Origin of the sequence: Streptomyces sp. NPDC020780 (assembly GCF_044334475.1) — a bacterium.
GTDB lineage: Bacteria > Actinomycetota > Actinomycetes > Streptomycetales > Streptomycetaceae > Streptomyces.
Genome location: NZ_JBIRTB010000016.1, coordinates 148,644 through 168,592 on the forward strand (window position 1 = coordinate 148,644; position 19,949 = coordinate 168,592).

The 19,949-nt window shown below is 70.8% G+C and carries 20 protein-coding genes and 1 pseudogene; 4 read left to right on the forward strand and 17 right to left on the reverse strand.

All coding sequences use genetic code 11. The annotated features are described in order from the left end of the window. Positions 1-7: 7 nt before the first annotated feature. The 4 genes and pseudogenes from ACH4VO_RS27270 to glmS form a co-directional block, all read right to left on the reverse strand. Positions 8-393, reverse strand: a pseudogene (locus ACH4VO_RS27270) (DUF488 domain-containing protein). Positions 394-432: 39 nt separating this feature from the next. Continuing rightward, positions 433-1,878, reverse strand: coding sequence for an NAD(P)H-hydrate dehydratase (locus ACH4VO_RS27275; protein WP_360998003.1), 1,446 nt, complete (start codon positions 1,876-1,878; stop codon positions 433-435). 4 nt (positions 1,879-1,882) lie between these two features. Continuing rightward, a complete protein-coding gene (locus ACH4VO_RS27280; protein WP_360998001.1) occupies positions 1,883-2,251 on the reverse strand; it encodes a holo-ACP synthase in 369 nt (122 codons plus the stop codon). 16 nt (positions 2,252-2,267) lie between these two features. Continuing rightward, positions 2,268-4,115 (reverse strand): glutamine--fructose-6-phosphate transaminase (isomerizing), encoded by a 1,848-nt coding sequence (gene glmS, locus ACH4VO_RS27285; protein WP_360997999.1) that lies wholly within the window; start codon positions 4,113-4,115, stop codon positions 2,268-2,270. A gap of 388 nt (positions 4,116-4,503) precedes the next feature. On the opposite strand from glmS, the gene ACH4VO_RS27290 reads away from it, so the two are divergent. Further along, entirely contained in the window at positions 4,504-4,971 is a 468-nt protein-coding gene (locus ACH4VO_RS27290) for an HIT family protein (RefSeq protein ID WP_360997997.1), read from the forward strand. Between the two features lie 75 nt (positions 4,972-5,046). Here ACH4VO_RS27290 and ACH4VO_RS27295 read toward each other — a convergent pair whose 3' ends face one another. After that, positions 5,047-6,501, reverse strand: coding sequence for an ATP-binding protein (locus ACH4VO_RS27295; RefSeq protein ID WP_360997996.1), 1,455 nt, complete (start codon positions 6,499-6,501; stop codon positions 5,047-5,049). 461 nt (positions 6,502-6,962) lie between these two features. On the opposite strand from ACH4VO_RS27295, the gene coaA reads away from it, so the two are divergent. After that, positions 6,963-7,955: a type I pantothenate kinase gene (gene coaA / locus ACH4VO_RS27300; RefSeq protein ID WP_360997994.1), complete on the forward strand. Its 993-nt coding sequence runs from the start codon at positions 6,963-6,965 to the stop codon at positions 7,953-7,955. A gap of 18 nt (positions 7,956-7,973) precedes the next feature. Beyond that, positions 7,974-8,933, forward strand: coding sequence for a DUF389 domain-containing protein (locus tag ACH4VO_RS27305; protein WP_360997992.1), 960 nt, complete (start codon positions 7,974-7,976; stop codon positions 8,931-8,933). 7 nt (positions 8,934-8,940) lie between these two features. Here ACH4VO_RS27305 and glmM read toward each other — a convergent pair whose 3' ends face one another. The 4 genes from glmM to ACH4VO_RS27325 form a co-directional block, all read right to left on the reverse strand. Beyond that, positions 8,941-10,299 (reverse strand): phosphoglucosamine mutase, encoded by a 1,359-nt coding sequence (gene glmM / locus ACH4VO_RS27310; RefSeq protein WP_360997991.1) that lies wholly within the window; start codon positions 10,297-10,299, stop codon positions 8,941-8,943. A 213-nt stretch (positions 10,300-10,512) separates the two neighbouring features. After that, positions 10,513-11,049 (reverse strand): 30S ribosomal protein S9, encoded by a 537-nt coding sequence (gene rpsI / locus ACH4VO_RS27315; protein WP_398441553.1) that lies wholly within the window; start codon positions 11,047-11,049, stop codon positions 10,513-10,515. A 45-nt stretch (positions 11,050-11,094) separates the two neighbouring features. Next, on the reverse strand, positions 11,095-11,538 hold the full coding sequence (gene rplM, locus ACH4VO_RS27320; RefSeq protein ID WP_030914195.1) for a 50S ribosomal protein L13: 444 nt from the start codon (positions 11,536-11,538) through the stop codon (positions 11,095-11,097). 224 nt (positions 11,539-11,762) lie between these two features. Beyond that, positions 11,763-13,382, reverse strand: coding sequence for an ATP-binding cassette domain-containing protein (locus ACH4VO_RS27325; RefSeq protein WP_360997990.1), 1,620 nt, complete (start codon positions 13,380-13,382; stop codon positions 11,763-11,765). A gap of 67 nt (positions 13,383-13,449) precedes the next feature. Here ACH4VO_RS27325 and ACH4VO_RS27330 point away from each other — a divergent pair, with 67 nt between their 5' ends. Continuing rightward, positions 13,450-14,298, forward strand: a complete 849-nt coding sequence (locus ACH4VO_RS27330; protein ID WP_360997988.1) for a hypothetical protein — start codon at positions 13,450-13,452, stop codon at positions 14,296-14,298. Positions 14,299-14,434: 136 nt separating this feature from the next. Here ACH4VO_RS27330 and truA read toward each other — a convergent pair whose 3' ends face one another. The 8 genes from truA to map all read right to left on the reverse strand — a co-directional run bounded on the left by truA (position 14,435) and on the right by map (position 19,751). Then, positions 14,435-15,289 (reverse strand): tRNA pseudouridine(38-40) synthase TruA, encoded by an 855-nt coding sequence (gene truA / locus ACH4VO_RS27335; RefSeq protein WP_360997986.1) that lies wholly within the window; start codon positions 15,287-15,289, stop codon positions 14,435-14,437. A gap of 78 nt (positions 15,290-15,367) precedes the next feature. Continuing rightward, positions 15,368-15,871: a 50S ribosomal protein L17 gene (gene rplQ / locus ACH4VO_RS27340; protein WP_360997983.1), complete on the reverse strand. Its 504-nt coding sequence runs from the start codon at positions 15,869-15,871 to the stop codon at positions 15,368-15,370. A gap of 138 nt (positions 15,872-16,009) precedes the next feature. Beyond that, complete coding sequence (locus ACH4VO_RS27345) at positions 16,010-17,032, reverse strand: DNA-directed RNA polymerase subunit alpha (RefSeq protein ID WP_069171149.1); 1,023 nt, start codon at positions 17,030-17,032, stop codon at positions 16,010-16,012. A gap of 137 nt (positions 17,033-17,169) precedes the next feature. Then, positions 17,170-17,574, reverse strand: coding sequence for a 30S ribosomal protein S11 (rpsK, locus tag ACH4VO_RS27350; protein WP_003956432.1), 405 nt, complete (start codon positions 17,572-17,574; stop codon positions 17,170-17,172). A gap of 104 nt (positions 17,575-17,678) precedes the next feature. Next, positions 17,679-18,059, reverse strand: a complete 381-nt coding sequence (gene rpsM / locus ACH4VO_RS27355; RefSeq protein ID WP_014047799.1) for a 30S ribosomal protein S13 — start codon at positions 18,057-18,059, stop codon at positions 17,679-17,681. A 194-nt stretch (positions 18,060-18,253) separates the two neighbouring features. Then, on the reverse strand, positions 18,254-18,367 hold the full coding sequence (rpmJ, locus tag ACH4VO_RS27360) for a 50S ribosomal protein L36 (RefSeq protein ID WP_003956441.1): 114 nt from the start codon (positions 18,365-18,367) through the stop codon (positions 18,254-18,256). Between the two features lie 61 nt (positions 18,368-18,428). Beyond that, complete coding sequence (gene infA / locus ACH4VO_RS27365; RefSeq protein ID WP_003956442.1) at positions 18,429-18,650, reverse strand: translation initiation factor IF-1; 222 nt, start codon at positions 18,648-18,650, stop codon at positions 18,429-18,431. Between the two features lie 264 nt (positions 18,651-18,914). Then, the gene (gene map, locus ACH4VO_RS27370) at positions 18,915-19,751 is read right to left on the reverse strand and encodes a type I methionyl aminopeptidase (RefSeq protein WP_360998026.1); all 837 of its coding nucleotides are present in this window, start codon (positions 19,749-19,751) and stop codon (positions 18,915-18,917) included. Between the last annotated feature and the right edge of the window lie 198 nt (positions 19,752-19,949).

Here is a 19,949-nt window from a genome sequence, read left to right on the forward strand (position 1 = left end):
GAGGCGGTCACCGATGTCCGAGCGTGTGCTCCACCTGGTCGACCAGGACGGGGACGAGGCTGGACTCCACGTCTTTCACGACGGTGACCAGGGTGACCGGCCCGCCCTCGCGGACCAGTGCGACGAGGTCGCCGACGGCCCGGGCGTGGGCGGGGTCACCGAGCTCGGTGCGGTAGCGGTCCACGAAGTCGTCGTAGCGCGAGCCGGTGGGGTCCTCGTGGTACCAGGAGCGGAGTTCCTTCGAGGGCGTCACCTCCCTGGCCCCCGAGTCGAGGGCGGCGTGTTCCTTGGAAATCCCCCGCGGCCGGAGCCGGTCGACGAGGACCCGGGTCCGTCGTCGTCCCCCGGCGGGTCGTACACCCGCCGTACGCGTACCGTCGTCCCGCTTCCCACACCGATCACCGTCCCGTTCGGATCCCCCCCCAGCGTCGCTCAGGCCCGTACGTCCCGCCAGGCCGCCGGGATCGCGTCCGCGACGTCCTGCGCCGCGACCGGCGCGCCGTCCGCCGTCCTGCGGGCGGCGAGCCCGTGCAGGTAGGCGCCCACCGAGGCGGCGTCGCGCGGGGCGAGGCCCGCGGCGAGCAGGGAGCCCGTCAGCCCGGAGAGCACGTCGCCGCTGCCCGCGGTGGCCAGCCAGGCCGTGCCGGTCGGGTTGACCCGCACGGGCGCGTCGCCGTCCTCCGCGACCAGGGTCGTCGAGCCCTTGAGCAGCACCGTCGCCCGGTAGCGGGAGGCCAGTTCGCGGACGGCGGCGAGCCGCCCCGCCTCGACCTCCTCGCGCGGGACGCCGAGCAGCGCGGCGGCCTCCCCGGCGTGCGGGGTGAGCACCGTGGCCGCGGTGCGCGCCCGTACGGCTCCGGCGTCCATGAGCCGCAGCCCGTCGGCGTCGACCAGGACGGGGACGTCGGCGGCGAGCACGTCGGAGACGGCGGCTTCGGCCTGCGTGCCGTCGCCGAGCCCCGGTCCGACCACCCACGCCTGCACCCGCCCGGCCCGCGACGGCGGCCCGGGGTGCACGAGGGTCTCCGGGAAGCGGGCGATCACCGCGTCGGCTCCGGGGCCCGCGTACCGCACGGCTCCCGCGCCGCCGCGCAGCGCGCCCGCGACCGCGAGGACCGCCGCCCCCGGGTACCGCTGCGAGCCGGCGGCCACCCCGACCACGCCGCGCCGGTACTTGTCGCTCTCGCCGGCCGGCAGGGGCAGGAGGCCGGCGACGTCCGCGTACTGGAGGGCCTCCAGGTCGGACCGCGCGGGCAGTTCGGGGCCCAGGCCGATGTCGACGAGCCGCAGGGCGCCCGCGTACTCGGCCGCGGGGTCGACGAGCAGGGCGGGTTTGTACGTGCCGAAGGTGACGGTCGCGTCCGCCCGTACGGCCGCGCCCTCCACCTGGCCGGTGTCCGCGTCGACACCGCTCGGCAGGTCGACGGCGAGGACGGGCGCATGGCCGCGGGTGACCGCCCGCACCAGTTCCTCGGCATCGGGACGCAGGCCGCCACGTCCGCCGATGCCGGTGATGCCGTCGACGACGAGGTCGACCGGGCCGAATCCGCCGGGGTCGTCCAGGACCTGGCCGCCCGCCGCCAGGAGCGCGGCCAGCCCGGCCCGGTGGACCTTGTCCGCGGAGGTCAGCAGAGCACGGACACCCGCCCCGCGCCGGGCCAGCCGGGCCCCGGCGTACAGGGTGTCACCGCCGTTGTCGCCGCTGCCGACGAGGAGGAGGACCCGGGACCCGTACACCCGGCCGTTGCGCCGGAGCAGGTCTCCGCAGGCAACCGCCAGGCCGGCGGCGGCGCGCTGCATGAGGGCGCCGTCCGGCAGCCGTGTCATCAGGGCCTGTTCGGCGGCCCGTACGGTCTGAACGCTGTACGCATGTCGCATGTGCTCAACCCTCCGCGATCACCACGGCGGACGCCACCCCCGCGTCGTGGCTGAGGGATACGTGCCAGGTGCGTACGCCGAGTTCGTCCGCCCGTGCCGCGACGGTTCCCCGGACCTCCAGCCTCGGCTGCCCGCTGTCCTCGACGCAGACCTCGGCATCCGTCCAGAGCAGCCCGCCCGGGGCGCCGAGGGCCTTGGCCAGGGCCTCCTTCGCCGCGAACCGGGCCGCCAGCGAGGCGATCCCCCGCCGCTCCCCGCCGGGCAGCAGCAACTCCCGCTCCAGGAACAGCCGACCGGCCAGCTGGGGCGTGCGCTCCAGCGCCGCGCCGAAGCGTTCGATCTCCGCCACATCGATCCCGACCCCAATGATCACGCGCCCACTCACTCACTCACTCGACTGTCACGGACTTCGCCAGGTTGCGCGGCTGGTCCACCTCGTTGCCCCGGGCGGTCGCCAGTTCGCAGGCGAAGACCTGCAACGGCACGGTGGCGACCAGCGGCTGAAGCAGCGTAGGCGTGACGGGGATCCGGATGAGGTGGTCGGCGTACGGGACGACCGCCTCGTCGCCCTCCTCGGCGATGACCACGGTACGCGCGCCCCGTGCCCGGATCTCCTGGATGTTGGACACGATCTTGCCGTGGAGCACAGAACGGCCGCGTGGGGACGGCACGATCACGACGACCGGCAGTCCGTCGTCGAGGAGCGCGATCGGCCCGTGCTTGAGCTCCCCGGCGGCGAAGCCCTCGGCGTGCATGTACGCGAGCTCCTTGAGCTTCAACGCGCCCTCCAGGGCCACCGGGTAGCCGACGTGCCGGCCCACGAAGAGCACGGTGCCGCGGTCGGCGAGGGAGCGCGCCAGCTCCCGTACGGGCTCCATGGTCCCGAGCACCCGTTCGACCGCGCCCGACATCTCGGAGAGCTGGCGCACGACGGTGCGGATCTCGTCGCCCCACTTGGTGCCGCGCACCTGCCCCAGGTACAGGGCGACGAGGTAGCAGGCGACGAGCTGCGTCAGGAACGCCTTGGTGGAGGCGACGGCGACCTCGGGCCCGGCGTGCGTGTACAGGACCGCGTCGGACTCCCTCGGGATCGTCGAGCCGTTCGTGTTGCAGATGGCGAGGACCTTCGCGCCCTGCTCGCGGGCGTGCCGTACCGCCATCAGCGTGTCCATGGTCTCGCCGGACTGCGAGATCGCGACGACGAGGGTGCGCGGGCCCAGGATCGGGTCGCGGTAGCGGAACTCGCTGGCCAGCTCGGTCTCGCAGGGGAGCCTGGTCCAGTGCTCGATGGCGTACTTGGCGATCATCCCGGCGTGGAACGCCGTCCCGCAGGCGACGACGACGACCTTGTCGACCTCGCGGAGCACCCCGGGCGGGATGCGTACCTCGTCCAGCCGGAGCACCCCCTCCGCGTCGATCCGGCCGAGGAGCGTGTCGGCGACGGCCTTGGGCTGGTCGGCGATCTCCTTGAGCATGAAGGAGGCGTAGCCGCCCTTCTCGGCGGCGGACGCGTCCCAGTCCACGTGGTACGCGCGCACCTCGGCGGGCCGGCCGTCGAACCCGGTGACGGTGGCCCCGTCCCGGCGCAGCTCCACCACCTGGTCCTGGCCGAGCTCGATCGCGTCCCGGGTGTGGGCGATGAAGGCGGCCACGTCGGAGGCCAGGAACATCTCCCCATCCCCCACACCCACCACGAGCGGCGAGTTCCGCCGCGCCCCGACGACCACGTCGGGCTCGTCCGCGAGGACGGCGACCAGGGTGAACGCCCCCTCCAGCCGGCGGCACACCTGCCGCATCGCCTCGGCCGGGTCCCCGCCGGAGGAGTACGCCTCCGCCAGCAGATGGGCCACGACCTCGGTGTCGGTCTCGGAGGCGAGGTCGTGGCCGCGCCCGGCCAGTTCCTCGCGCAGCGCGGCGAAGTTCTCGATGATCCCGTTGTGCACGACGGCGACCCGGCCCGCGTTGTCGAGGTGCGGGTGCGCGTTGGTATCGGTCGGGCCGCCGTGCGTGGCCCAACGGGTGTGCCCGAGGCCGGTGTTCCCACCCGGAAGCGGCCGGTTCTTGAGCTCCTTCTCCAGGTTGAGGAGCTTGCCCGCCTTCTTGGCCGTGGCGAGCCCGCCGTCGGCGAGGACGGCGATCCCGGCAGAGTCGTACCCCCGGTACTCCAGCCGCTTGAGCCCCGCCACGACGACGTCCTGCGCCGGCTGCATCCCGACGTAACCCACGATTCCACACATATCGGCACCATAAGGCCCCTGCCTACCGGAGCCCAGGGTCCGGCGTGTGTCGGGGTCCGGCAGGCCGCCGGAACGTGCCTGTCGCCCTGCCGTCGCGCCCTGCTGACCTGCGGCTTCCCACTCACCGCCGCCCGCCACCCGTCTGCGTGCCCACGCGTCTTCGACGCCCGAGCCCCTGCGGCAGCGCACGGCCGTCATCTACGCCGCTGTACCGCCGGCCGCGGTCATCCGTATGCCGCTCCGCGCCCCGGAGGACATCCCCCGGCCGGAGACCGCAGCAGGGTGCGACGTACGGCCGCCTCCCGGCTGGGCGCGCTCTTCGGACGGCGGAGGGGTTGACCGCGAAGACCGGCGCGTTCCCGGCCGGGCGGTTCTACGCTCTCGGTCCATGACGACAGCCGAGTGTTACGTGTGTACCAGGGAAGCGCAGTTCGACGCACTGCCGCCCCGGGAGTGCGTGGTCCACGATCAGCACTGGCGGGTGGCCCATGCCTTCGACACAGCGGTCCCGGGCTGGCTGGTGCTGCTACCACGTCGCCACGTCACGGCCGTTCACGACCTCACCGACGCGGAGGCCTTCACTCTCGGGAGGTGGCAGGTCGGCCTCTCCCGGGCGCTCCGCGACGTGACCGGCTGCGACAAGACCTACGTCGTGCAGTTCGCCGAGGCCGAGGGCTTCTCCCATGTGCACTTCCACATCGTGCCGCGCACGGCGGACCTGCCGCAGGAACAAAGAGGGCCGGGAGTCTTCGCATTGCTCCGGGCCCCGGAGTCCGAGCGCGTGACGGCCGAGCAGGCGGACCGGACGGCCCTGGCGCTCCGGGCCCTGCTCCGCGAGCGTCCGGACGGCGTGTGAGGGCCGGGGCCCTTGTCTTCACCGCTGCACGGCAGCGTTCGCACCGCCACGGCCTCGTCCACCCCCGGGGTCAGGTCATCTCCACGCGTCAACCACCTGATCCGGTCCCCAACACGCCGCCAGTTCGCGCCTGGCCGCGGCCGTGGGCGGCCTGCGGCTGACGGCCACCAGAGCCGCGTCCCCCGCACCCGGTACCTGCTCGGCCGCCGTGGAAAGCGCGGCGAGATCCCGGGCCCCGAACGGGGCGTCGTCCCGCCATTTCACCGATCCGACGAAATGGATCGCGCCGGCGACAGGCTCAGCGTCCGCGCCGACGAGGTCCACCTCGGGATTGTTCTGGCGGTTCCACCAACCGCCCACCTCGTTCACTCCAGGGAAGAGATCGTCAGGCAGCTTGCGCAGCAGCGCCTCTCTGATCACGGGTTCCACCGCACGCCCCCGCCACGACGCCCACGACCGGCTGATCCGGGCGGCCGAGACCTCACCCCTGCCGCGCTCGGCCTGCGCGACGGCGTTCTCCAGGTGCGCGAGCCAGAACCGCAGGTAGGTATCGGCGATCCGGTACCGCTTGAGTTTGGGGGCAGGCCGTGTGGACAGCGGAAGGTCCGCGGCCACAATCCTTTTCACCTCGGTGAGTTCGTTCAGTATCGGAGCGAGAGTCCCATGAGCGAGTGGCTGCCCATCCGTGCCCCCGGTACTCGCCGCGATGCCGGAGAAGGCCCGTTCACCCGATCCGATCGCCCGCAGCACCCTGCCTGCCTGCAGCCGTGCGGGAAACTCCGCAGCCAGGGAGCGCTCGCCCGTCGTCAGCAGCACGGAGGAGGGGTCCTCGACCTGCCGCCGCAGGTAGCCACTGACTGATTCGCCTGCCCGCCAGTCGGTCACGACTTCCGGGAAACCCCCGGTGAGCAGATAGGCGTCCAGAGCGTCCGCGGCCTCCAGACCGGTGGAGTCCTGGACATCAGCCGGGCTCAGCGGTCCCACCGTGTACTGGCCTGCTCTCCCGTAGAACGGGTGATCGTACGACGTCAGCCGATCCATCATGGCAAGGTCCGATCCGAGCAGAAGCAGAAGAACGGGCTTCGCGGACAGATGCATGTCCCAAGCGGTCTTGAGAGCGGCATCGAACCCGGCATCGGCCTCCGCCAGCCACGGCACCTCGTCCAGGACGAGAATCACCGGCTCGTCCACGGGCAACGCCGCGGCGACCGCCGCGAGGGTACGCACCCAGTCCTCGGGAGGCACGGCGTGCGCAAGGGCCGCGCCGTACTCACCCATGCCTTCTCCCTCGGCTACGGCATCGAACAGATCCTGCCGGGAAAGCGGAGCCGGTCGGCCACGCGTCGCCTGGAAGAACACATAGGGACGACCCGAACGCCCGCAGAACTCCTGGACCAGCCGGGTTTTGCCGATGCGGCGACGTCCTCTGACCACCAGCGCCTGCCCCGCACTGCCGCCCGTGACCGACAGGACCTTGTCGAGCCAGGACCCGAGAACACGCAGCTCACGGCCGCGTCCGGTGAAGGCCACGCCATCCCCCTGAAGTAGGATCCATTCAAAGTATGAGCGACTCCTACTTTACTCCGGAAGCGAGGTCGTAGCGCGGATCGATGTACGGGCTGCCTCCGCAGTCCGCGATCTGGAGGCTCGTCCGTAACAGGTGCAGCCCGAGCGGAGCCCCCCACTCACCGCCCCCTTGACCGCAGTGGTGCCGTCTGAGAGGAAGTGGCTCGCGCTCCACGCGCGCCAGCCGGCTCTGCCGGCCTGAGGCCTTCCTGCGGCTGCCGCGCCGGCGCCCCACGGAAACGGGGTGGGCCGTCTGCACCGCCCTGCTCGGCGGACGTCGACGCATGCGCCGGCGGCCGTGGCGGCGCCGGTGGTGGACCAGCCGCCCGAGTTCCAGCGCCCGTGGCCGTCGGCCCGGCAGGCGGCCTCCCGCACGTGACCGAACCCACCCCCCGCTGCGGCACAACTCCCGCGACAATGAGCAGGTGATCACTTCGCCCGCACGGAGCCCCCGTCGCACCGAGCACGCGCCGACGCCCTACGTCGACCTGTCCCGGGCGGAGTGGAGCGCGCTGCGCGACAAGACCCCGCTCCCGCTGAGCGCCGAGGAGGTCGAGCGGCTGAGAGGGCTCGGTGACGTCATCGACCTCGACGAGGTCCGGGACGTCTATCTGCCGCTCTCCCGCCTCCTCAACCTGTACGTCCAGGCCACCTCCGGCCTGCGCGGCGCCCTGAACACCTTCCTCGGAGACGCGGGCAACGGCCACGGCGAGCAGCGCGGGACCCCGTTCGTCATAGGGGTGGCCGGCAGCGTCGCCGTCGGAAAGTCCACCAGCGCCCGCATCCTGCAGGCCCTGCTGGCACGCTGGCCGGAGCACCCCCGGGTGGAGCTGGTGACCACGGACGGGTTCCTGCTGCCGATGGAGGAGCTCAAGGCGCGTGGGCTGATGTCGCGCAAGGGCTTCCCCGAGTCGTACGACCGGCGGGCGCTGACCCGGTTCGTCGCCGACATCAAGGCCGGCAAGGACGAGGTGACGGCGCCCGTCTACTCCCACCTGATCTACGACATCGTCCCGGGGGAACGGCTCACCGTGCGCCGGCCCGACGTCCTGATCGTCGAGGGGCTGAACGTGCTGCAGCCCGCACTGCCCGGGAAGGACGGCCGGACGAGGGTCGGACTCGCGGACTACTTCGACTTCAGCGTGTACGTGGACGCGCGCCCCGAGGACATCGAGACCTGGTACCTGCACCGCTTCCGCCGGCTGCGCGAGACGGCGTTCCAGGACCCGTCCTCGTACTTCCGCAAGTACACCCAGGTCTCGGAGGAGGAGGCGCTGGACTACGCGCGCACGATGTGGCGGACCGTCAACAAGCCCAATCTGCTGGAGAACGTGGCTCCCACCCGGGGCCGTGCCACTCTGGTGCTCCGCAAGGGGGCGGACCACAAGGTCCGGCGGCTGTCCTTGCGCAAACTCTGAGTCCCGGGGGTTCTTTCCGTGCTGCATCTGCGCCTCATCGTGCCCGCCGACCGTACCGACGAGGTCGTGAAGCTGGTGGAGCACACCGTCGGCGCCACGCACGTCGTGGTGCTGCCCGGTGTCGCCCGCGCCCCCGCGGGTGACGTGGTCCTGTGCGACGTGGCGCGGGAGGCGGGCGACGAGCTGATCGGCGCGCTGCGGGAGCTGGGGATCGACAGGTCCGGCTCGATCACCGCGGAGAACATGGACCTCACGCTCTCCGCGCACGCCGACGAGGCGGAGCGGGAGGCACCGGGTGAGGGTGCGGACGCGGTGCTCTGGGAAGAGCTGACCGAGGTGACGCACGAGGAGTCGACGTTCAGCGCCACCTACGTGGCGTTCCTCGCCGTCGCGACGATGCTCGCCGCCTGCGGTGTGATGCTCGACAACGCCATCCTGATCGTGGGCGCGATGGCCGTGGGGCCGGAGTTCGGCCCCCTGGCCGGGATCTCGACGGCGCTGGTGCAACGTGCCCCGCGGCTGGTCGGGCGGTCGCTGTGGGCACTGATCGGCGGCTTCGCGGCGGCGATGGTGCTGACGGCGGGGTTCTCCTGGCTGATGGACGCGTTCGGGCTGTTCAACGCGGACATGGTCACGGCGGACCGGCCCAACACCGGCTTCATCTGGCATCCGGACTGGATGTCGTTCGTCGTGGCGCTTCTGGCGGGCGTCGCGGGGACGCTCTCGCTGACCTCGGCGAAGTCCGGTGCGCTGATCGGCGTGGCCATCTCGGTGACCACGGTGCCCGCCGCCGCCAACGCCGCGGTCGCCTTCAGCTACCAGGACCTCCAGCAGACCTGGGGGTCGTCGGCGCAGCTGCTGGCCAACCTGGGGGGCATCGTCGTGGCGGGGACGGTGACGCTGCTGGCCCAGAAGGCCCTGTGGAGGCTGAAGCGGCGTACGGCCCCGACCGTCAGGCCGGGCCCGTACACAAGCTGAGGGGACGTCAGCCGAGGGCGGACTTCACGACGTCGGCCAGCTGTCCGGCCACGGCACGGGCCTGCTCGATGTCGGCGGCCTCGACCATGACCCGGACCAGCGGCTCGGTGCCGGACTTGCGCAGGAGTACGCGGCCGGTGTCGCCCAGGTCGCGTTCGGCCGCGGCGACGGCGGTGGCCAGCTCCGGGGAGGTGTCCACGCGGGACTTGTCGACGTCCGGCACGTTGACGAGGACCTGCGGGAGGCGCTGCATCACACCGGCCAGATCGGCGAGCGTGCGGCCGGTGGCGGCGACGCGGGCGGCGAGCATCAGCCCGGTCAGCGTGCCGTCCCCGGTGGTGGCGTGGTCCAGGACGATGACGTGGCCGGACTGTTCGCCGCCGAGCGCGAAGCCCTCGGCCTTCATCGACTCCAGGACGTAGCGGTCACCGACGGCGGTCTGGACGAGGTTGATGCCTTCCCGCTCCATCGCCATCTTGAAGCCGAGGTTCGACATGACGGTGCCGACGACGGTGTCCTTGCGCAGGTGGCCGGCCTCGCGCATGGCGAGGGCGAGCACGGCCAGGATCTGGTCGCCGTCGACCTCCTCGCCCCGCGCGTCCACGGCCAGGCAGCGGTCGGCGTCGCCGTCGTGCGCGATGCCGAGGTCGGCGCCGTGCTCGACGACGGCGGTCCGCAGCAGCGCCAGGTGGGTGGAACCGCAGCCCTCGTTGATGTTCAGGCCGTCCGGCTCGGCGCCGATGGTGACGACCTCGGCCCCGGCCCGGGCGAACGCCTCGGGCGAGACCCGGGCGGCCGCGCCGTGCGCCTCGTCGAGGACGACCTTCAGACCGTCGAGCCGGTTGGGGAGCACGCCGATCAGGTGGGCGACGTACCGGTCGAAGCCCTCCGTGTAGTCGGTGACCCGGCCCACGCCGCCGCCGGTCGGGCGGGCCCAGGGCTCGCCGGTGCGGTGCTGCTCGTAGACCGTCTCGATGCGGTCCTCCAACTCGTCGGCGAGCTTGTGGCCACCGCGGGCGAAGAACTTGATGCCGTTGTCCGGCATGGCGTTGTGGCTGGCGGAGAGCATGACACCGATGTCGGCGCCGAGCGCACCGGTGAGGTAGGCCACCGCGGGGGTCGGCAGCACGCCGACCCGCAGCACGTCGACGCCCGCACTGGCCAGGCCCGCCACGACGGCGGCCTCCAGGAACTCCCCGGACGCGCGCGGGTCGCGGCCCACCACCGCTGTCGGCCGGTGCCCTTCGAAGGTGCCCGCCTCGGCCAGTACGTGTGCCGCCGCGACCGAGAGCCCGAGCGCGAGCTCGGCCGTCAAGTCCGCGTTGGCGACACCGCGCACGCCGTCCGTGCCGAAAAGTCGTCCCACTGGTGTCCTCCGATGGTGCTCCGAAACCACAAAACCAAAGCAAGCAGAACAGGGCATGGCAAGGCGAAACGCAGCAGTGTGAGGTGCGGTCGAGGCCGCCAGCCCGATAAACGTCTTAAGCCGTTATACGCCCGCGAGGACCGATAAACGAACGCCCCAGCGGCACGAAGGTGTGCCGCCGGGGCGAACGTGTGACGCGGACGAGCAGGCGATTTAGCGCTTGCTGTACTGCGGGGCCTTACGGGCCTTCTTGAGACCGGCCTTCTTGCGCTCGACCGCACGGTCGTCGCGGGAGAGGAAGCCGGCCTTCTTCAGCGTGGCGCGGTTGTTGTCCACGTCCGCCTCGTTCAGCGCGCGGGCCACGCCGAGGCGCAGGGCACCGGCCTGACCGGAGACGCCGCCACCCGAGATGCGGGCGATGACGTCGTAGCGGCCGTCGAGCTCGAGCACCTTGAAGGGCTCGTTGACTTCCTGCTGGTGCACCTTGTTGGGGAAGTAGTCCTCAAGGGTGCGACCGTTGATCTTCCACTTGCCGGAGCCCGGAACGATCCGGACACGGGCGATGGCGTTCTTGCGACGGCCCAGGCCGGCCGCCGGCTGCGGGTCGCCGAAGCGGCCCGCGAGCGACTCGGAGGTGTACTCACCCTCGACGGGGACCTCCGACTCGAAGGTGGTCACCTCGGCGAAGGTCTCTTCGCCCTCGGTGCCCGCCGCGTCGTCAGCGGTCGTCTCAACAGTGGTCTCGGCCACGATTCTCCTCAGATCTTTCTTTACGTCTTAGGGGGGAGGCCGGAACTACTGCGCGACCTGGGTGATCTCGAACGGGACCGGCTGCTGCGCAGCGTGCGGGTGCTGGTCGCCCGCGTAGACCTTGAGCTTCGAGAGCATCTGACGGCCCAGGGTGTTCTTGGGGATCATGCCCTTGATGGCCTTCTCGACGGCCTTCTCGGGGTTCTTCGAGAGGAGCTCGTCGTACCGCACGGAACGGAGACCGCCCGGGAAGCCCGAGTGGCGGTACGCCATCTTCTGGGTCTTCTTGTTACCGGAGAGGTGGACCTTCTCGGCGTTGATGATGATGACGAAGTCGCCCATGTCCATGTGGGGGGCGTAGATCGCCTTGTGCTTGCCGCGGAGGAGGTTCGCAGCCGTGGTGGCCAGACGGCCCAGGACGATGTCCTCGGCGTCGATGATGTGCCACTGGCGAGTGACATCGCCGGGCTTGGGGCTGTACGTACGCACTTCGTAGCCTTCGCTTCTTCAGTGGATGAGGTCCAGACACATGGCACCCCTGAAGCGATCATGCAGCTGGGGCCCACAATGCCGGGAACACTGCCCGTATGCGAGCCACTGGTAACTGCTCCAGAGAACCTACGTAAGGCTCTTCGCGTAGAACGACGAGGCCAATACGTATAACAACGGCCGACGATACCCGCTCGGCCCCGGACGGGTCAAAACGCGCGGGTCTACCGCTCCCGCTCGACCCGGCGCTCGTCCCAGACCGGCTCCGTGGTCTCCCGGACCACGCCGTCCGAACCGAAGACCAGGTAGCGGTCGAAGGACTTCGCGAACCAGCGGTCGTGCGTCACGGCCATGACCGTGCCGTCATAAGCCTCCAGGCCGTCCTGCAGGGCCTCCGCGGACTCCAGGTCGAGGTTGTCCGTCGGCTCGTCGAGCAGCAGCGCGGTCGTGCCGGCCAGTTCCAGGAGCAGGATCTGGAAGCGCGCCTGCTGCCCGCCGGACAGCCTCTCGAAGGCCTGGTCCCCCTGCCGCTCCAGTTCGTACCGGCGCAGCACCGACATCGCGCCGCCGCGGTCCTTGGCGTGCTCCGTCCACAGGATGTCGACGAGCGTCCTTCCCAGCAGCTCCGGATGGGCGTGCGTCTGCGCGAAGTGCCCCGGCACCACGCGCGCCCCGAGCTTCCACTCACCGGTGTGCGCCACCGGTTCCCCCGCCAGGAGCCGCAGGAAGTGCGACTTGCCCGACCCGTTGGATCCGAGAACGGCTACCCGCTCCCCGTAGTAGATCTCCAGGTCGAAGGGCTTCATCAGACCGGTCAGCTCCAGATCGGCGCAGGTCACCGCCCGCACACCGGTCCGCCCGCCGCGCAGCCGCATCCGGATGTCCTGCTCGCGGGGCGGTTCGGGCGGCGGGCCCGCCTCCTCGAACTTCTTGAAGCGGGTCTGCATCGCGTGGTAGCGGTTCGCCATGTCGGGGCTGTTCGCCGCCTGCTGCCGCATGCGCAGGACCAGTGCCTTCAGCCGGGCGTGCTCCTCCTCCCAGCGCCGCAGCAGCTCCTCGAAGCGTGCGAACCGCTCCTTGCGCGCCTGGTGGTACGTGGCGAACCCGCCGCCGTGCACCCAGACGTCCGAACCGGCGGGGCTCGGCTCCACGCTCACGATCTTCTCCGCGGCCCGCGAGAGCAGCTCCCGGTCGTGGGAGACGAAGAGCACCGTCTTACGGGTCTCCTTGAGCTTCTCCTCCAGCCACCGCTTGCCGGGGACGTCGAGGTAGTTGTCCGGCTCGTCGAGCAGCAGCACCTCGTCGGGGCCCCGCAAAAGCGCCTCCAGCACCAGCCGCTTCTGCTCGCCGCCGCTGAGCGTGCGCACCTCGCGCCACTGCGCCTTCTCGTACGGCACACCGAGCGCGGCCATGGTGCAGATGTCCCACAGCGTCTCGGCCTCGTACCCCCGCACCTCCGCCCAGTCGCTGAGCGCCTGCGCGTACGCCATCTGCGCGGCCTCGTCATCGACGGTGAGGATGCGCTCCTCGGCCGCGTCGACGGCCTTCGCCGCCTCCCTGATCCGGGGCTGCGCCACGGAGACCAGCAGGTCACGGACGGTCCGCTCGTCCCGTACGGAACCGACGAACTGGGCCATCACCCCGAGTCCGCCGCTCACCGAGACCGAGCCGCCGTGCGGCTGGATCTCCCCGGCGAGCAGCCTCAGCAGGGTCGTCTTGCCCGCTCCGTTCGCCCCGACCAGGGCGACGACCGCCCCGTCCGCCACCCGGAACGAGGCATCGCCGAGCAGCACCCGCCCGTCCGGCAGGTAGTACTCCAGGTGGCCCGCTTCGAGATGTCCCATGCACAGCATTGTCACGGCCCGCGCACCCCTGACCCAAACGGATTACCGTCGGTCTAGGATTCGCGGCATGAGCTTTGGGCAAGGGGGGCCCTCCTGGGGGCCTGGGGACAGCCGGACTCCGGACTGGGCGGCACTGGCCGAGGCGTCCGCGGCACGCAGCCGGCGGAAGAAGTGGCTGATGATCGGCGGGGGTGCGCTGGCCACCGCCGCGGTCGCGGCGATCGTCGCCACGGCCGTCATCACGACCGGCGGCGGGACCTCGGGCGGGGGCAGCAAGGCGAGCGAGTTTCCCACCCCCGTCGACCTGCCCTCGGACAGTGCGGTCCCGCAGCCGTCCTTCTCCTCGGTGGCCCCGCCGCCCCCGCCGGACCCGAAGGACTACATAGCCGACGCCCGCAAGGACAGGGCCCCGGTCACCGTGGACGCGTTCTTCCCCGGCAGGAAGCTCACGATGGGTGACCGTGTCTACGCCAAGGGCGCGACCGCTTCCACGACCGGCTGCGCCGCCACGACCCAGGGGGCGCTCGGCTCGATCCTGGCCTCGAACGGCTGCGACCAGGTCATCCGGGCCACGTACAGCAGGGGCGGCGTCGCGGTCACCGTGGGGCTCGCCGTCTTCGGCACCGAGGCGGAGGCGAAGAAGGCGGCCCAGCAGGCGTCGGGCGGTATCGCCTCCCTCAGTGGCGGGGGTGTCCCCACCTTCTGCCGGGGCGGGTCCGTGTGCCGCCGCACCGCCAACTCCTACGGCCGCTACGCCTACTTCACCGTCGGCGGCTTCACCAGCGGGAAGAACGTGTCCAGGGCGGACGAGGCCGTGTACGCGGTCGGCGACGACCTGACCGACTTCACGTTCCGCCAGATCCGCCACCGCGGCGAGGTCCAGGCGTCGGCGGCCGCCGCGGCCCCCGCCTCCTGAGTCCCGCCGCCGGAGAACATCGGCGCGTACCGGGGCGAGGCGGAGAAGCGGCCACCCCCGCAGGGTGGGTCTGCTGCGCCGGACGGTCCGCTCCGTCCGGGGCAGCTGACCCCGGCGGCGCCCGGCCGACGGCGGGTCAGCAGCAGCCCGCCCCCGGCAACGACCTGACGTTCCGCGCCTCTTCGGCCCGGGCCGCCAGCAACGCGTCTGCCGGGTAGGCCACTTCCTCCAGCGTCAGCCCGTGCGGCCTGACCACATGCACTCCGGGGTCCCGGACGCGGGCCGCCAGCACCTCGGCGGGCCAGGCCGCGGGACGCCGCCCGTCACCGACGAAGAGCGCCGCGCCGATCAGAGCCCGCACCATGTTGTGGCAGAAGGCGTCGGCCTGCACCGTCGCCGTCAGGACGCCGGTGTGCCCGTCCCGTACCCAGTGCAGCTTCTGCAGCGTACGGATGGTCGTGGCACCCTCCCGCTTCTTGCAGTACGCCGCGAAGTCGTGCTCCCCCGTCATCAGGGCGGCGGCCTCGTTCATCGCGTCCACGTCCAGCGGGCGGTCGTGCCACAGCACGTGCCCCCGCAGCAGGGGATCCACCCCGCCCGGCCGGTCCCCCACCCGGTACGCGTAGCGGCGCCACAGCGCGGAGAAGCGCGCGTTGAACCCCGCGGGTGCCTCGGCCGCCCGCCAGATCCGCACGTCCAGCGGCAGCCGGCCCGCCATCCGCCGCAGCAGCTTCTCCTCGTGCTCCGCCCACACCTCCGCCGGCAGGTCGACGTGCGCGACCTGCCCCCGGGCGTGCACCCCGGCGTCGGTCCGCCCGGCGACCGTCAGGTCGTACGTCACCGCGGAACGCGTCACCGTCCGCAGCGCGTCCTCGATCTCGCCCTGCACCGTGCGCCTGCTGGTCTGCTTCGCCCAGCCGGAGAAGTCCTTCCCGTCGTAGGAAAGGTCCAGCCGTACCCGTACGGAGCCGGGCTCTGCCACATCACTCACCCGCGTATCCTCTCAAAACCGAACGGGCCCGCACCGCCCCGAAGGGTGGTACGGGCCCGCAACGGGGTCTCAGTACGCTCAGGCGTCCTTGGACTCGTCGGCGGCGTCCGCCGGCTTGGCGTCCTCGACGGTCTCGGCCGGAGCCTCGTCCTTCTTGAGGGCGTCTTCCTTGACGGCGCGCTTCGTGGCGGCCTCGGCCTCACCGGTGGCCTGCTGGGCCACGGTCAGGGCCTCGACCAGCTCGATGACCGCCATCGGGGCGTTGTCGCCACGACGGTTGCCGATCTTGGTGATGCGGGTGTAACCACCGGGGCGGTTCTCGTACCGCGGGGCGATCTCGGTGAAGAGCGTGTGCACGATGCCCTTGTCCGTGATCGACTGCAGCACCAGGCGACGGTTGTGGATGTCGCCCTTCTTCGCCTTGGTGATGAAACGCTCGGCGACCGGACGCAGGCGACGGGCCTTGGCCTCGGTCGTGGTGATGCGGCCGTGCTCGAACAGCGACTTCGCGAGGTTGATGAGAAGAAGCTTCTCGTGCGCAGCGCTGCCGCCCAGACGGGCACCCTTGGCGGGCTGAGGCATGGTTTTCTCCTTGTGTGCTGCACCGGCCGTATCAGGTACCGGTGTCAGTTCCCGCGAGGCGGTCGCCCCACGGAAGTCCTCCCGGCCGACCCGGCCCGGGGGCACTCCTCACAGGAGTGCCCCCGGCCGGGAGACGGCTCAGTACTGCTCGGTCTCCACGAAGCCGGCGTCCGCGTCGTCGTCCGCGCCGAAGGCGTCGGCGGCGGCCGTCGGGTCGAATCCGGGCGGGCTGTCCTTGAGCGCCAGGCCCATGCCGGCCAGCTTCGCCTTGACCTCGTCGATCGACTTCGCACCGAAGTTGCGGATGTCGAGCAGGTCGGCCTCGGAACGCGCCACGAGCTCACCCACGGAGTGGATGCCCTCGCGCTTGAGGCAGTTGTACGAACGGACCGTGAGCTCGAGCTCCTCGATCGGCAGTGCCAGATCGGCGGCGAGCGCGGCGTCCGTCGGGGACGGGCCCATGTCGATGCCCTCGGCGTCGATGTTGAGCTCGCGCGCCAGACCGAACAGCTCGACCAGGGTCTTACCGGCCGACGCCATGGCGTCACGGGGACGCATCGCCTGCTTGGTCTCGACGTCGACGATCAGCTTGTCGAAGTCGGTGCGCTGCTCGACACGGGTCGCCTCGACCTTGTACGTGACCTTGAGCACCGGCGAGTAGATGGAGTCGACCGGGATGCGGCCGATCTCCTGGCCCAGCTGCTTGTTCTGGACGGCGGAGACGTAGCCGCGACCGCGCTCGACGGTCAGCTCCATCTCCAGCTTGCCCTTGCCGTTCAGCGTGGCCAGGACCAGGTCCGGGTTGTGGACCTCGACACCGGCCGGCGGGGCGATGTCGGCAGCGGTGACCAGGCCGGGGCCCTGCTTGCGCAGGTACATCACGACCGGCTCGTCGTGCTCCGAGGAGACGACCAGCTGCTTGATGTTGAGGATGAGGTCGGTCACGTCCTCCTTGACGCCCGGCACGGTGGTGAACTCGTGCAGGACACCGTCGATCCGGATGCTGGTGACGGCGGCACCGGGGATCGAGGAGAGGAGCGTGCGACGCAGGGAGTTGCCGAGGGTGTAACCGAAGCCCGGCTCCAGCGGCTCGATCACGAACCGTGAGCGGAACTCGTCGACGACCTCTTCGGTCAGCGACGGACGCTGAGCGATAAGCATGCTGTGATCCTTCAGTCATGGGCACCCGCTATTTGATGCCCGACAGATGAGACAAGGATACGGGCGGCACGTCCCCGAAGGGACATACCGCCCGCATCCGACGCTACTGACGCACGGCCGTCACCGGCCGTGACGGATCAGACGCGGCGACGCTTCGGCGGACGGCAGCCGTTGTGCGGCGTCGGGGTGACGTCCTGGATCGAACCGACCTCGAGGCCCGTGGCCTGCAGGGAACGGATCGCGGTCTCACGGCCGGAGCCGGGACCCTTGACGAAGACGTCGACCTTGCGCATGCCGTGCTCCTGCGCGCGGCGGGCGGCCGACTCGGCGGCCATCTGCGCGGCGAAGGGGGTGGACTTGCGCGAGCCCTTGAAGCCGACGTGGCCGGCGGAGGCCCAGGAGATCACGTTGCCCGAGGGGTCCGTGATCGAGACGATGGTGTTGTTGAACGTGCTCTTGATGTGGGCGTGCCCGTGAGCGACGTTCTTCTTTTCCTTGCGACGCACCTTCTTGGCTGCGCCCTGACGACCCTTGGGGGGCATGTCTTGACTCCAGATGGAGAGGGGAGGTGATCGGTCCTACAGCGAAGACCGCTGGTTGCTGCGGAGTCCGGTGACCCGGGGAACCGCAGTACGTCCGCTGAGGACTACTTCTTGCCCGGCTTCTTCTTACCGGCGATGGCGCGACGCGGGCCCTTACGGGTACGCGCGTTCGTGCTGGTGCGCTGACCGTGGACCGGCAGACCGCGACGGTGCCGGATGCCCTGGTAGCAGCCGATCTCGATCTTGCGGCGGATGTCGCCCTGGATCTCGCGGCGAAGGTCACCCTCGGTGCGGAGGTTGGCGTCGACGTACTCGCGGATCTTGACCAGGTCCTCTTCGGCCAGGTCGCGAACGCGGGTGTTCGGGTTCACGCCGGTGGTGGCGAGGATCTCCTTGGACCGGGTGCGCCCGATACCGAAGACGTAGGTGAGGGCAACCTCCACGCGCTTTTCGCGCGGGATGTCAACACCTGAAACGCGTGCCATTCAATGGCTCCAGTTGTCATGTCGGGGGTCTTCCGCAGTACCGCTCCCGAACGCCGACCTCGCCTGTGAGGGAGGTGGTACGCCCGGGTCCCCGGCCCCCGCCGGAGGTGTCGTCAGCCGAAGCGTGGACGGGCACTGCGTATGTACGTTTACGTGCGTCGCGCGAAAAGCTGCGAGATGCAGGTGGTCGTGCGTCAGCCCTGGCGCTGCTTGTGGCGCAGGTTGTCGCAGATGACCATGACCCGGCCGTGACGGCGGATCACCTTGCACTTGTCGCAGATCTTCTTGACGCTCGGCTTGACCTTCATGGGATGTCAGGTTCTCCGGGTCAGTGCCCTCACCGCGCCGTGGCAGCGGTGGCGGCAAGATCTACTTGTACCGGTAGACGATCCGGCCACGCGTCAGGTCGTACGGAGAGAGCTCCACCACGACCCGGTCATCGGGAAGGATACGGATGTAGTGCATCCGCATCTTGCCGCTGATGTGCGCGAGGACCTTGTGACCGTTCTGAAGTTCCACCTTGAACATGGCGTTCGGGAGGGACTCGATCACGGTGCCCTCAATTTCGATGGCACCTTGCTTCTTGGCCACGCTTCGCCCTTCGAATCGGCTACCTTGATCGACTTCGCACCGCCGCATGCGGACACACGGATGCACGAGAGCCGACGAGTCAGTCTACGTCAGCGGACTCCAAAAGACGAATCCGTCAAGTTTGCCCACTTACCCTGATCCTTAAGCCCTGGCGGCGACCCGGACCTGCGGCCGCCACCGGACCGGGCGCGGGTTCCCCGCCCCCAGTCCTCGCGGGACCGGCGCCGCATGGGCGTCGGAACCACTGCGCCGGACTCCGGCCGCTCAGCCCAGCGGATCCGGCGCGGGCTCCACGCCGTACGTCGCGAGCCGGGCCCGGCCGCAGTCGGGGGAGGTCAGGACCAGCGGGCCCTGCTCGGTCAGCGCGATCGAGTGCTCCCAGTGCGAGGACCATGAGCCGTCCGTCGTGAGGACCGTCCACTCGTCGGAGAGGATCTTCGTCTGCGCCGTGCCGAGCGAGACCATGGGCTCGATGGCCAGACAAACGCCCGGGACGAGCTTGATGCCCTTGCCCCGCTTGCGCGAGACGTAGTTCAGCAGGTGCGGGTCCATGTGCATCTCGGTGCCGATGCCGTGCCCGCCGTAATCCTCGATGATCCCGTACTTGCCGGTGGCCGGGCGGGGCTGGCGGCGGATGTAGGACTCGATGGCCTTCGAGATGTCGACGAGCCGGTTGTTGACCTTCATCGCGGCGATCCCGGCCCACATGGACTCCTCGGTCACCCGGGAGAGCTCGATGAGCTCCGGGGCGTGACCGGTGCCCACGAAGGCGGTGTACGCCGCGTCGCCGTGCCAGCCGTCGACGATGGCGCCGGCGTCGATCGAGATGATGTCGCCGTCCTTGAGGACGGTCTTCTCGTCCGGGATCCCGTGCACCACGACGTCGTTGACCGACGTGCAGATCGTCGCGGGGAATCCGCCGTACCCCAGGAAGTTCGACTTCGCGCCGTGATCGGCGATCACCTTGCGGGCGACCTCGTCGAGGTCCTTCGTGGTGGCCCCGGGAACGGCCGCCTCGCGGGTGGCGGCGTGAATGGCAGCGACCACCAGGCCCGCCTCGCGCATTTTCGCGATCTGCTCGGGGGTCTTGATCTGCACCATTGCGCGGCGCCTTTCTGCGTGCGGAGGGGGACGGTCGGCCGTACTCCACGATACGGCGCAAACAGGCGGCCGGGGGGGGGGGGGGGGGGCGGGGGGGCGGCGGGGGGGGGGGGGGGGGGGGGGGGCGGGGCGGGGGGGGGGGGGGGCGCGCCCCCCCGGGGGGGGGCCCCCGGGGGGGGGGGCCGCGACCCCGCCCGC

Coding starts and splice junctions, on each gene's coding strand:
- rpsK (WP_003956432.1), bottom strand. CDS start 17,574: ATGCCCCCCAAGGGTCGTCAGGGCGCAGCCAAGAAGGTGCGTCGCAAG.
- rplQ (WP_360997983.1), bottom strand. CDS start 15,871: ATGCCTCAGCCCGCCAAGGGTGCCCGTCTGGGCGGCAGCGCTGCGCAC.
- ACH4VO_RS27325 (WP_360997990.1), bottom strand. CDS start 13,382: ATGGGACATCTCGAAGCGGGCCACCTGGAGTACTACCTGCCGGACGGG.
- ACH4VO_RS27275 (WP_360998003.1), bottom strand. CDS start 1,878: ATGCGACATGCGTACAGCGTTCAGACCGTACGGGCCGCCGAACAGGCC.
- ACH4VO_RS27345 (WP_069171149.1), bottom strand. CDS start 17,032: ATGCTTATCGCTCAGCGTCCGTCGCTGACCGAAGAGGTCGTCGACGAG.
- map (WP_360998026.1), bottom strand. CDS start 19,751: ATGGTGCAGATCAAGACCCCCGAGCAGATCGCGAAAATGCGCGAGGCG.
- rpmJ (WP_003956441.1), bottom strand. CDS start 18,367: ATGAAGGTCAAGCCGAGCGTCAAGAAGATCTGCGACAAGTGCAAGGTG.
- glmS (WP_360997999.1), bottom strand. CDS start 4,115: ATGTGTGGAATCGTGGGTTACGTCGGGATGCAGCCGGCGCAGGACGTC.
- ACH4VO_RS27330 (WP_360997988.1), top strand. CDS start 13,450: ATGAGCTTTGGGCAAGGGGGGCCCTCCTGGGGGCCTGGGGACAGCCGG.
- ACH4VO_RS27290 (WP_360997997.1), top strand. CDS start 4,504: ATGACGACAGCCGAGTGTTACGTGTGTACCAGGGAAGCGCAGTTCGAC.
- rpsM (WP_014047799.1), bottom strand. CDS start 18,059: ATGGCACGCGTTTCAGGTGTTGACATCCCGCGCGAAAAGCGCGTGGAG.